The organism is uncultured Psychroserpens sp., from assembly GCF_947500255.1.
In the GTDB taxonomy this organism is placed as follows: Bacteria; Bacteroidota; Bacteroidia; order Flavobacteriales; family Flavobacteriaceae; genus Psychroserpens.
Map to the genome: position 1 here is coordinate 49,788 of NZ_CANMRL010000006.1, position 12,846 is coordinate 62,633.

Below are 12,846 nucleotides of genomic sequence, written 5' to 3' on the forward strand. Positions count from 1 at the left end.
CGAGTCAAAATTGGCTGTTCAAATTATATTAAATACGCTATTAAATAATTATGATCCCTTTTAATCTTGAAGAGTCTATCGATATTCTGGAAAGAACACCAGAAATTTTAAGTGTAATGCTTAATGGATTGCCTGAGCAATGGCTTAAATCTAATGAAGGTGAGAATACCTGGAGTCCTTACGATATTGTTGGTCATTATATTTATGGCGAAAAGACAGATTGGATTGTTAGAACCAAGATTATCTTAAGTACATCTGAAAACAAACGATTTGAACCTTTTGATCGTTTTGCCCAATTTGACGAAGATCAAAACACACCTATTTCAGAATTAATAGCAGAATTTAAAATACTAAGAGAAAAGAATCTTAACATACTAAAATCTTTTGAGTTAACTAATACTGATTTAATCAAGAAAGGAACCCATCCAGAATTGGGCGATGTCACCTTACAAGAGCTTTTATCGGCTTGGGTGGTACATGATTTAGCTCATCTCGCTCAAATTAATCGAGTCATGGCTAAGCAATACAAAACTCACGTTGGTGTTTGGCAAGCCTATATGAGTATACTCAGCCAATAATAATTTAACGACAGTAATCTCATGAAAATAAAAACCCTGAACGGTATATCTAATGAACAATTAGTAGAGGCATTTAACTTATCGTTTTCAGATTATTTCATTCCGTTTCATTTAACATTAGAGCAATTACAATCAAAATTATATGCAGACCATATAGATTTAAACATATCGGTTGGTGTATTTGACAATGACCAACTTGTTGGTTTTATACTACATGGTATTCAAACAATAAACAAGAAAAAAATAATATATAATGGAGGCACTGGTGTTATTCCAACTAAACGTGGTCATGGCTTAACCACCAAAATGTATGAATTTATTAATCCTATATTGACACAACAACATATTGACAAGGTTGTTTTAGAAGTCATCTCAAATAACATCCAAGCTATTAAATCCTATAAGAGAGCTCGTTTCAAGAAAAAAAGGACACTTCATTGTTATAAAGGATATTTGAATAGCTCAAAATGTTCAAATACTCTAGTAATAAAAGAACTATCGGAATACAATTGGGAGCTCATGCAATCATTTTGGGACATTACCCCTACTTGGCAAAATGCGTCTCATGTTTTGGAAAAATTAAAAGAAAATAACCATCTTATTGGTGCCTTTATTGATGATACACTTGTTGGATACTTGGTTTATAATGCCAGTAGTAAACGGCTTCAGCAAATTTCAGTAAGTAAAGATTTCCGAAGACAAAAAGTAGGAACAGCACTAATTAACTACATCATTGAAAGATTTGGAAATACATTATCCATAATTAATGTAGACGAACATTCTACATCAACAAACGCTTTTTTACATGCTATTGGATTAAAACATTTCTTAAGTCAGTTAGAAATGACATTAGACTTAAATACACACTAAGCTTATGACAGGAGAAACCAACCTAAGACAACTTATAAAAGGAATGACACCAAAACTTAATCAAGGTAACTTTGTATTTTGTACTATTAAAGATTTTAGTAACATTAGTAGAGCAGATACATTATGTGAATTTAAAGAACGTGAAGGGATAACTATAGTAATTGAACAAAGAAAGGCAGATGCTTTGAACCTTAACTACGACTTTATTGCATCTTGGATCACACTAATGATTCACTCATCATTGGACGCCATTGGTTTAACAGCAGTATTTTCAAATGAATTAGCAAAGCATGAAATAAGTTGTAATGTTATTGCAGGCTATTATCATGATCATATTTTTGTAGATAAAAAGGACGAGAATAAAGCGATTAACGTATTGAATGCCTTATCCAAAAATTATATATAAAGATTATCTGGGATAGCGCTTTTGTATGTCTCTAATCAAATATTCTAAGCCATTAAGCTTTAACTCATATACTTGTGTAAGCATATCGCCAAGTTTACCCTTAGGAAATCCTTTGTTATGGTACCATACGATATAATACTCTGGTAAATCGATAAGGTAGCGTCCTTCATATTTACCAAAAGGCATTTTAGTATGAGCTAATTTAATGAGGAAATTTTTATCTGGTTGAAGCATTCTATTTAGACTTGAAGTCTTCAAACTTTTTAAGTTCATCCTTTACAAACTGAGACCAAATGGCTTGCTGCTCTTTGTTTATGGAGTTTTGACTTTGCGTATCGTAAGTATTCTGCATTGCAGCAAGATCTTCATTAGCCTTTACATGTACACGTCTCAGCTCTTCTTTGATATGCTGCGACATATTAAGTTTTGAGATATCGTAGCGTAGTTTTCTAACATGTAATTCTGTAATATCAAAATGCAATTGTTCATGTGCTAAAATATGATCGTCGCCTTTTGCTTTAATGTACCAAGATTTTTCAGGATAAAAATGTGCTTCTACCTCAGCTTTAAAACTCAATAACTCGCCATTACTATTTTGCTTAACCGAAAATGAAAACGTAATTCCTGAAGCTGTTACTGCAACTGCATCTGTATCAGTACCAACAGGGCCTCTAAAATCTGCCCAAGTTAGTTTTTTTGATTCACTCCATGTAATCGTAACCTCATCATTTGAAGGTAGACTAAGAAAACATAAACAAATAATTAAAAATCTAATCAACATTATTTCCAGTTAAACGTGATATCCTTTACGATATCAGGATGCAAACTGTAATGTACAGGACAGGTGTTTGCCGTGCGTTCTAAAATTGTTCGTGCCTTTTTATCAGCTTCAAATGGGAAGTCTAAAACAACCTCAATTTTAGAAATACGTCTAGGCTCAGCAGCCATTATTTTGGTAACATGAGCATTAGTACCTGCCATATCAATACCTAAATCTCTAGCTTTTATACCCATAACGGTTATCATGCAACTTGCTAATCCTGTAGCAACAGTATCTGTAGGTGAAAACGCTTCTCCTTTACCATTATTGTCTGTAGGAGCATCTGTTATGAATGAATTATCAGATTTAAGATGAGTGCTTTCGGTTCTTAAATCGCCTAAATAAGTGACTTTAGATGTCATAATTTTGCTTCTACAATCGTTAAATTATCATATTTTACAATATAAACAGCTTCATTGTAATAGCCTCCAAATAGTTTTTTAGAATATCTAAACTTATTCTCAACATATTCCGTTTCAATTTCACTAGATGAGGCTTTATATAGGTCTTCTCCACTAGCCAATCGTAACAATAAATCTAACGTGAGATCAAAACCTCTAACAGCATATCTGTTTGGACTTACATTATATTGTCTTCTGTAGGCTCTAACAAAATCATTTCTAGAAGACGAAATATCTGTTGTTTTATTTGGTGATGGATAATGAAATTTCAAATTAGACAAGTGATAGTTCGAAATCTCTCGTCCTTCAAATGCATTATTTTTATCGGTCGTCATCAATATAATCTCCTTTCCAACAGAACTCATTCCATTAATCATACTGATCACATTAGATGCAAAGCCTTCATTATCGGTCTCAAGAAAAACTACATTCTTCCCATTAGCGAATACATTAGCGATATCGGTTTGATAGATAAAGAAAGCTTCTTCCCCTTTCTTATTTTTCCTCGAAAAAATTTGTTTTGCAGAAGGAAACTCAGCTTTAAGTTTATCACTAATTCTTTTATGTTTTGAATCTGAAATTACCACAATATTTTTTGGTAAAGAGTCCGATTTCACAAAATTAATAATCGTTTCTTCTAACAAATCACTAGATGGAATCGTTTGAAACACGTTATCATATAACTTCTCTGGCATGGTTAAAGGCGATAATACAGGAACATTATCTCGTTTCAACTCTGAAGCAACTCGATCTAAATTTTTTGGTAATAGCGGACCAATAACTGCATCATATTCAGAAAAATCATTAGCATCTAAAATATTCGAAACTTCTGACGGTTGGTTTCTAGTATCAAACACCTTAAGGTAAGTCGAAATACCTAAACGTTTGGCTGAATCTATAGCCATTAAAGCACCAGCATGAAAATCAAGAGATACCGATAGTAAAGCATCTTTTCTAATTGCCTTTTTTGCCTCTTGAACAGAATCTACATCTACTCTATGCATTCTATACGGCAACATTAATGCAATTCGTTTTTGACTAAGATTTGTGAGATTATTAGACAAATTAGTATTTTCTAAATCCTTAACCACTAGCTCAGTTTTAGCATTTTGTGGCACTCGTAATACCATACCAAGTTTGAGTCCACCTTCTTTCAACTCAGGATTTAATGTTTCCAATTCCTCTTGAGTAACACCTAACTTTCTATTAAGTGCCATGTATCCTTCACTTTTTAAAACCGTGTAGTAGTTATAATTTTCTTCTACAGGTTTCTCTTCATTGTTACTAATATTAGGAACATTAACTTCTTGACCAGGCTGTAATACCTCTCCTAAATTCGGATTTAAAGCTTCTAACTCAGGAACAGTAATACCAAATTTATAAGCGACGCGCCACTTACCTTCTTTAGGTAATACTTTATATTTTTTAATTGTATTATTAAGAGATACTTGACTAACTATAGTTTTGTACTTCGGAATTTTTATCCTGTCACCTTTTCGTAAATTTTCAGAATATAAATAGGTATTGTACTTCTTGATCTCTTCAATAGGCACATTGTAATCTTTTGATATGCTATATAATGTCTGTTTACGCTTAACTTTATGCTTTTTAAAACCAGTAATTTCTTTAACAGGTTCTTGGATAGGATCATTTTTTACTCTTGATGTTGGAATGATCAAAACAGTATTTGGTCCAATCTTATTTTTTGCATCAGGATTAAGTGCATAAATATCAAAAGGAGTTACCAAGTATAGCTTAGCAATACCTTCAATAGTTTCACCTTGTTTAACCTTGTGCGTTTTATAGTCTTGTGCAAAAGCAGATATGCTACATAGCAAAACAAGAATGATTAGAACTAGTTTTTTCATTTATAATCTATTTATATGGTGCATATATTAAACGTATTTATTCCCATTCAATTGTTGCTGGTGGCTTTGAACTAATATCATAAACCACTCTGTTTACACCTTTAACTTTATTAATAATTTCATTTGAGGTCTTTTGCAAAAACTCATAAGGTAGATTTACCCAATCTGCAGTCATACCATCAGTACTTTCAACTGCTCGTAAAGCTACACACTTCTCGTAGGTACGTTCATCTCCCATGACTCCAACACTATTTACTGGTAAGAGGATTGCTCCTGCTTGCCATACTTTATCGTACAAATTCCATGATTTCAGATTGTCAATAAAAACAGCATCTACCTCTTGTAATATACGAACATTTTCTCTAGTTAGACTACCCAAAATACGAATTGCCAGTCCAGGACCAGGAAATGGGTGGCGACCTAAAATTGATTTGTCCATTCCCATTGATGCTCCAACACGTCTAACCTCATCTTTAAATAAAGCTTTTAGCGGCTCTACAACCTTTAACTTCATGAAATCTGGTAAACCTCCAACATTGTGATGACTCTTTATTGTTGCGCTTGGTCCTCCAGTTGCCGAAACACTTTCTATAACATCTGGATATATTGTACCTTGAGCAAGCCATTTCACATCTTTAATAAGATGTGCTTCATCATCAAAAACCTCAATGAACACACGACCTATAGCCTTTCTTTTTAGCTCAGGATCGCTTATATCTTCCAAGGCATCCAAAAAGCGTGCCGAAGCGTCTACCCCTTTAACATTAAGCCCCATTCCTTCATATTGTTCTAATACACTTTCAAACTCATTTTTTCGAAGTAATCCATTATTTACAAAAACACAATAAAGGTTCTTCCCAATGGCTTTATGTAATAATATGGCAGCTACAGACGAATCAACACCTCCAGATAAACCTAATACCACTTTATCATTTCCTAACTTTGCTTTGAGCGCATCTACTGTTTCCTCAACAAACGAATCTGGTGTCCAGTCTTGATCTACCTGGCCAATATGTACAAGAAAATTTTCCAATAATTGTTTTCCATCTGTAGTATGATAAACCTCAGGGTGAAACTGAATGGCATAAGTTGTTTCACCTTCTATTTTAAACGCTGCGTTTTCTACATCATGCGTACTTGCTAATAGAACAGCGTTTGTTGGTAATACCTTTATCGTATCACTATGGCTCATCCAAACCTGACTTCCTTTAGAAATACCAGTAAAAAAATCTTCATCTTCTTTTACAAAATCCAAATTAGCTCGGCCATATTCTCTAGTATTAGAAGGAGCGACTTCTCCTCCAGAAAAATGAGCAAGATATTGGGCACCATAGCAAACTGCAAGTAAAGGCTTTTTGCCTCGTATTTGAGACAAGTCGGGATGAAGTACATCTTCGCCTCTTACAGAATTTGGGCTACCAGATAAAATAACAGCTTTAAAGCTCTCAGAATCTGCAGGAATTTTATTAAATGGATGAATTTCGCAGTAGATATTTAACTCTCTAACGCGACGCGCAATAAGCTGTGTGTATTGCGAACCGAAATCTAAAATTAGGACTTTGTTGTGTTGCATGTGCAAAAGTAATAATTGCAACTAAAATTAAAACTAGAAACCAACAAATTTTACACTAAATTGTTAACACTAAAAACTCCCCTTTTAAAGGTTTTAACTCTTGTATTAATTTTTGAATCAAACTTGAGCCATGATCCAAATAAAACTCAGAGAAATTCATGTTGCGTTCTTGTAAACTTTGGCTAGGAAATAGGATATCTTGAATCTCAGTGATACGATTTAAATGATCGCTCATTTTTCGCTTTTGTGCCTTTAACAAACGCTTCTCAAGATGTTCCAATCCTTTAATTTGTTTTCTCTCTTGTGCTGCAACGGCTCCTTTAAACGATTTATCGGTTTGTTCTGAAAGCTTATACAACTCTTCAAACTGTTGTTTTAAATATGCTTTTTGAGATGAAAAATTGATATCAACCTCCGAAATTTGTTCTGTGACTTTTGTTTTTAGATCATGCTGTGTTAAGAATAAATCTTTAACCGAAATATTCAACTTTTCCAGTTTATCTTTTTGTTTATCTGTAAATAATAACACCGAATTACGAAGTAATAACATCGGAAACGCAATATCGTACTTTTCAAAATTGGATCTGAGTTGTAACCAATATGCCAACTCACCTCCTCCACCTATATAACAAAGGTTAGGCAAAATAACTTCTTGATATAACGGACGTAAAATAACATTCGGACTAAAGCGCTCTGGTGAGTCATCAAGGTGTTCTAACAGTTCATCCTTACTCCAATTAATATCAGTATTGAGAACTTGATATCGATCTTCTGTCTCAATAATACGTTCCCTAACGCCTTTGTTGATATAAAATAAATTGATGGGTCGAGGATTTACTTGAATCTTATAATTTCCATCTAGATCATTTAATTTCTCATTGGCTTGAGACACCATTTCAAATGATGTTTGATCTACCAATTCTCGCTTTATATAAGGAACAAACAAACGCTTTAAGTCTCTATCATTTCCATCAACAATTACCAATCCGTATGAACCAAATAATGTATTTACCAAATAACGCATTGCATCGGTTAAATTTTGATGTTCTAGGTAAGCGTTTTGAAATAATTCTTTGAGTTCTTGAGCATTAGTTGTTGAATTTAACTGACTAGCAAATACTTCAAACACCTGATCTAATCCGTCCAATTGTAATTCTCCAACAGCTCCAGAGGCTTCACGATTCCAATGTACTTTTTGCCCTCTAAAATTGAAATAATTAATCTCCTCAAAATCATGGTCTTCAGTAGCCATCCAATAGATGGGAACAAAATGTTGCTCAGGATATGCTGCTTTCAATTCCTTACACAAATTAATTGTAGAGACAATTTTATAGAAAAAATAAAGCGGTCCCGTAAACAAGTTAAGCTGATGACCTGTAGTAATCGTAAACGTATTTCTATCGCTTAATGCCTCAATATGTTGCAATGTAGCTTCAGAAATAGTAACAGAACCATACTGCTTTTTAAGAGATTGAACTAAAATCGTTCTTGTTTCAGAATTAAAGGATTCTTGCTTCTCGGCAATTTGATCTTTAAAGTTTTCAAGTTTTGGAAAACGATTATAAAACGACTTTAACTGGGATTTTTCATCTAAATAATCACAAATTAATGAAGAAAAATAGTTCGTCTCTCTAAACGGAATACAATCTGTTGGCATAGTTATGGTTCAATTCTCGCGTAAAGATAAGCTTCTTCACTTTTTTTAAGTCCTAAATTTTAGTTAATTCAATGGCACTTCATATCTTTACTCATTATCACAATCAAATTAGTTTATATTTCATGAATAGATCACTCTCTCTATTAGTTGCATTTGTAGTATCGATATCTGCAACTGCACAAACACTTCAGTCGCCTTCACAGTTTTTAGGTTACGATTTAGGAACACAATTTTCACGACATCATCAAGTAATCGATTATTTTAAACATGTAGAAACACAAAAACCACTTCAGGTCAAACTAGAAAAATATGGTGAAACCAATGAAAGACGACCATTAATGTTGGCATTTGTGTCTTCAGAAGACAACCTCAAAAACCTAGAGAACATTAGAGAGAATAATCTTAAAAATGCAGGTATATTAGAAGGTACAGCTGCATCAACTAACGTTGCTATTGTATGGTTGAGTTATAATGTACATGGAAACGAAGCCTCTAGTACAGAAGCTTCGATGAGTACCATTTATAAATTACTTACTGAAAAACAAGACTATCTAAAAAACACAGTCGTTATTATAGATCCATGTATTAACCCTGATGGTAGAGATCGTTATGTGAATTGGTATAATGAAACTGCTAGTGCGCCTTATGACATAGACCAAGAAGCTAGTGAGCATCAAGAGCCGTGGCCCGGCGGACGACCAAACCATTATCTCTTTGACCTTAATAGAGATTGGGCTTGGGCTACACAAGTTGAATCGGCTTCACGACTAAAAGCATACAATAAATGGATGCCACATATTCATGTTGATTTCCATGAACAAGGTATTAATGAACCTTATTATTTTGCACCTGCAGCTGAGCCTTTTCATGAGGTAATTAGCGATTGGCAACGCGATTTTCAAACTCAAATAGGAAAAAATCATTCTAAGTACTTTGATGCTGAAGGTTGGTTGTATTTTACAAGAGAACGTTTTGATTTACTATATCCAAGTTATGGTGATACTTACCCAACCTATATGGGAGCTATTGGCATGACCTACGAACAAGGAGGTCATGGTCGCGCTGGATTAGGGATATTGAATGATGAAGGGGATGTTCTAACCTTAATTGACCGATTAACACATCATACAGTAACTGGCTTATCTACTGTTGAAATTTCTTCTAAAAATGCCGAAAAATTAAATACAGAGTTTGCTAAATTCTTTGACAATAAAAACCTTAAATACAAAAGTTATGTATTACAAGGTGATACTGATAAAATCAATAGTTTAACTGCGTTACTGGATAAGCATGAAATAGATTACGGTTTTGCTAAAGACGGAAAAGTGAGTGGCTATAATTATACAACGGCAAAACAAGAACAAATGAATACCACTGCTAAGGATTTAGTAGTAAGTACGAATCAACCCAAAGGGAAAATGGTCAAGGTTTTATTTGAACCTAACACTAAATTAAGTGACTCTTTAACTTATGATATTACTGCATGGAGTGTTCCCTATGCTTATGGTTTAAATGCTGTTGCTAGTAGGAGTTTAGTGCAACCTGCAAACAATCGTACCAGAGAGATAATTCCTAACTCTTTAAAAAACTCTGGAGCTACTGGTTATGTTGTAGAATGGGGTAACATACAAGATGCTCAGTTCTTAGCAGAATTATTAAAAAGTGGTATTAGAGTGCGTTTTACTGAAAAACCTTTTACCACTCAAGGAAAAACCTATGATAGAGGTTCGCTAATTATTGTAAGAGGTGATAATAAAAAAGTAGATGATTTCGACGATCGATTTGCCGCAATTGCCTTTTCGCATAGACGAACTTTTGATGCCATTTCCTCTGGATTTTCAACATCTGGGCCAGATTTTGGATCTCCAGATATCAAATTGGTAAATCCACCAAAAATTGCAATGCTATCTGGAGATTATACGTCATCATTAAGTTATGGAGAACTATGGCACTTTTTTGAACAACAACTACAGTACCCAGTAACGTCTATTAATACAGATGATTTAAGTCGCGTTAATTTATCAAAATTCAATGTCTTGATTATGCCAAATGGTTATTATGGAGGCTTGTTAAATGATAATCTAATTGACAAATTGAAAACATGGATGCGTTCTGGAGGAAAACTAATCGCTATTGATGGTGCTTTAAATAGCTTTGCCGACAAAGAAGGATTTGGTTTAAAAAGAAATAAGCCTGAAGATACAGTCTCTGAAGAAGATAAAGAAAATGCTAAACGCATAAAATATGCCGACAGAGAGCGTGACTATACCAAAAATCTTATTACTGGAGCTATTTTTAAAACAGATGTAGATACAACACATCCTATGGCCTTTGGGTATGACGATAACTATTTTACTCTAAAATTAGGGAGTTCATCATATAGTTTATTAGACAATGGTTATAATGTGGCTTACCTCGGAAAGAACCCAAAAAATGTATCTGGTTATGCTGGTAAAGATGCTTTGAAAAAACTTGACAATTCGTTGATATTTGGTGAACAACGTATGGGGAGTGGGAGCATTATTTATATGGTAGACAATGTGATGTTTAGAAGCTTTTGGGAAAACGGAAAACTCTTTTTTGTCAACTCAATTTTCTTTGTAAATAACAACTTAGTTGAACTTTAAATCTTAATATAAAAATCCATAAAAAAAGCTCAAGATTGAATCTTGAGCTTTTTTTTATTTTCTATAAAATAATTACATACGTTCTGGAACATCAATACCAAGCAAACCAAATGCATTTTTAATCACATTTGCTACAGCATTTGACAACTGTACTCTAAATACTTTTTCTGTATCGGTATCTGCACCTAAAATGGATACATTTTGATAGAATGAATTGAACTCTTTAACCAAGTCGTAAGTATAGTTTGCAATAAGCGCAGGACTATAATGGTCTGCCGCATTCTGAACTACCTCTGGAAATAATTCTAAGTGTTTAAGTAATTCTTTCTCCTTAGTATGCAATTCTAATTCTGTAACATCTACTGTATGACTTGTAGATTGTGCTTTTCTCAAAATAGATTGTATTCTGGCATATGTATATTGTATGAATGGCCCCGTATTTCCTTGAAAATCAATAGATTCTTTTGGATCAAATAAAATACGTTTTCTAGGATCAACTTTTAAAATGAAATATTTTAAAGCACCTAAACCAATCGTTTTATACAATTCCTGTTTTTCTTCTTCAGAATAGCCATCGAGTTTTCCCAGTTCTTCAGATATTTCACCAGCGGTTTGTGCCATTTCAATAACAAGGTCATCGGCATCAACAACAGTACCTTCTCTACTCTTCATTTTTCCTGAAGGAAGGTCAACCATCCCATAGCTCAAATGGTATAAGTTTTCGGCCCAATCAAAACCAAGTTTTTTAATAATCAAGAATAAGACTTGAAAGTGATATTCCTGTTCATTTCCAACAGTATAAACCATACCTCCAATATCTGGGAAATCTTTAACACGTTGGATTGCCGTTCCGATATCTTGGGTCATATAGACTGCTGTTCCGTCACTACGCAATACAATCTTTTCGTCAAGGCCTTCTTCGGTAAGATCACACCATACAGAGCCGTCTTCTTTTTTTAAAAAAACACCTGTTTTTAAACCTTCAGCAATAAACTCTTTTCCTAATAGATAGGTTTGACTTTCATAATATAAGGTATCAAAATCGACACCTATATTTTTATAGGTAATATCAAAACCGTCATAAACCCAACCATTCATCATAGTCCATAGGGCTACAACCTCTTCATCTCCAGATTCCCACTTACGAAGCATCTCTTGAGCCTCTATAAGCATTGGTGCATTTTTCTTAGCTTCTTCTTCTGTTTGTCCTTCAGAAATTAATGTTTTAATCTCTTTCTTATATTCTTGATCAAACTTAACGTAGTAATTTCCAACTAACTTATCACCTTTTAAACCCGATGATTCTGGAGTTTCTCCATTTCCAAAACGCTTCCATGCCAACATACTTTTACAAATATGAATCCCTCTATCATTAATGATTTGAGTTTTATAAACTTTCTTCCCTGACGCTTTTAGAATTTCAGCAACACTATAGCCCAAGATTACATTTCTAATATGACCTAAATGCAAAGGCTTATTCGTATTAGGTGAAGAATACTCTACCATTACCGCCTTATCCTTAGAATTTGGCTCTGCAAAACCATAAGACATATTCTCTTTAATCTCATTGAAAAAAGCCATGTAATACGCATCGCTTATTTCAATATTCAAAAACCCTTTAACCACGTTAAATGCTTTTACTTCTTTAACATTCTCAACCAAGTATTGTCCAATTTGTTCTCCAATTTGAACAGGGTTTCCTTTAACGATCCTCAACATAGGAAACACAACTACAGTAATATCTCCTGCAAACTCTTTACGAGTTGCCTGAAATTCTACCGATTCTAATTCTGCATTGAAAACAGATTTTACAGCCTGTTTTACAGTGTTTGATAAGGTCTCTTGAAGATTCATTTTATGTTTATTTAATAAGTCAGCAAAGATAGTTTTTTTATTAAAAATTACAGAAGACAGAGCTCTTTTCTTGATTTGAGAATAAATCCTTGTAATCATTAAACTTTATGTCATTTAATGCACAGAAAATTCTAGCTAAAAAAACAAATAAGCTGAAATCACGTAAAATTCTGATAATAAGCATATTAATCA

At 33.6% G+C, this 12,846-nt stretch carries 11 protein-coding genes; 4 read left to right on the forward strand and 7 right to left on the reverse strand.

Annotated elements, in window-relative coordinates; translation table 11 throughout:
• Positions 1–50 precede the first annotated feature (50 nt).
• From Q0783_RS15295 to Q0783_RS15305, 3 genes are read left to right on the forward strand one after another with little or no spacing between them, the layout of a single operon-like run.
• A complete protein-coding gene (locus tag Q0783_RS15295; protein WP_298896568.1) occupies positions 51–578 on the forward strand; it encodes a DinB family protein in 528 nt (175 codons plus the stop codon).
• Positions 579–599: 21 nt separating this feature from the next.
• The gene (locus Q0783_RS15300; RefSeq protein ID WP_298896570.1) at positions 600–1,448 is read left to right on the forward strand and encodes a GNAT family N-acetyltransferase; all 849 of its coding nucleotides are present in this window, start codon (positions 600–602) and stop codon (positions 1,446–1,448) included.
• A gap of 4 nt (positions 1,449–1,452) precedes the next feature.
• Complete coding sequence (locus Q0783_RS15305) at positions 1,453–1,854, forward strand: ACT domain-containing protein (protein ID WP_298896571.1); 402 nt, start codon at positions 1,453–1,455, stop codon at positions 1,852–1,854.
• A 3-nt stretch (positions 1,855–1,857) separates the two neighbouring features.
• On the opposite strand, the gene Q0783_RS15310 is transcribed toward Q0783_RS15305, so the two are convergent.
• Genes Q0783_RS15310 through bshC form a run of 6 tightly spaced genes read right to left on the reverse strand, consistent with a single transcriptional unit; the run spans position 1,858 to position 8,173 of the window.
• Positions 1,858–2,088, reverse strand: a complete 231-nt coding sequence (locus Q0783_RS15310; protein ID WP_230936943.1) for a DUF3820 family protein — start codon at positions 2,086–2,088, stop codon at positions 1,858–1,860.
• Position 2,089: 1 nt separating this feature from the next.
• The gene (locus tag Q0783_RS15315; protein ID WP_298896574.1) at positions 2,090–2,635 is read right to left on the reverse strand and encodes a DUF922 domain-containing protein; all 546 of its coding nucleotides are present in this window, start codon (positions 2,633–2,635) and stop codon (positions 2,090–2,092) included.
• Positions 2,635–3,036, reverse strand: a complete 402-nt coding sequence (locus Q0783_RS15320; RefSeq protein ID WP_298896576.1) for an OsmC family protein — start codon at positions 3,034–3,036, stop codon at positions 2,635–2,637. Before Q0783_RS15320 ends, Q0783_RS15315 begins: the two co-directional genes overlap by 1 nt.
• Positions 3,033–4,943, reverse strand: coding sequence for a LysM peptidoglycan-binding domain-containing protein (locus tag Q0783_RS15325; protein WP_298896578.1), 1,911 nt, complete (start codon positions 4,941–4,943; stop codon positions 3,033–3,035). Before Q0783_RS15325 ends, Q0783_RS15320 begins: the two co-directional genes overlap by 4 nt.
• Positions 4,944–4,980: 37 nt before the next feature.
• Positions 4,981–6,516: a glutamine-hydrolyzing GMP synthase gene (gene guaA / locus Q0783_RS15330; RefSeq protein ID WP_298760146.1), complete on the reverse strand. Its 1,536-nt coding sequence runs from the start codon at positions 6,514–6,516 to the stop codon at positions 4,981–4,983.
• A 55-nt stretch (positions 6,517–6,571) separates the two neighbouring features.
• On the reverse strand, positions 6,572–8,173 hold the full coding sequence (bshC, locus tag Q0783_RS15335; RefSeq protein WP_298896580.1) for a bacillithiol biosynthesis cysteine-adding enzyme BshC: 1,602 nt from the start codon (positions 8,171–8,173) through the stop codon (positions 6,572–6,574).
• Between the two features lie 122 nt (positions 8,174–8,295).
• On the opposite strand from bshC, the gene Q0783_RS15340 reads away from it, so the two are divergent.
• A complete protein-coding gene (locus Q0783_RS15340; RefSeq protein ID WP_298896582.1) occupies positions 8,296–10,800 on the forward strand; it encodes a M14 family metallopeptidase in 2,505 nt (834 codons plus the stop codon).
• 72 nt (positions 10,801–10,872) lie between these two features.
• Here the strand turns inward: Q0783_RS15340 and argS are convergent, their stop codons facing one another.
• Positions 10,873–12,654, reverse strand: a complete 1,782-nt coding sequence (gene argS / locus Q0783_RS15345; protein WP_298896584.1) for an arginine--tRNA ligase — start codon at positions 12,652–12,654, stop codon at positions 10,873–10,875.
• Positions 12,655–12,846: the final 192 nt, after the last annotated feature.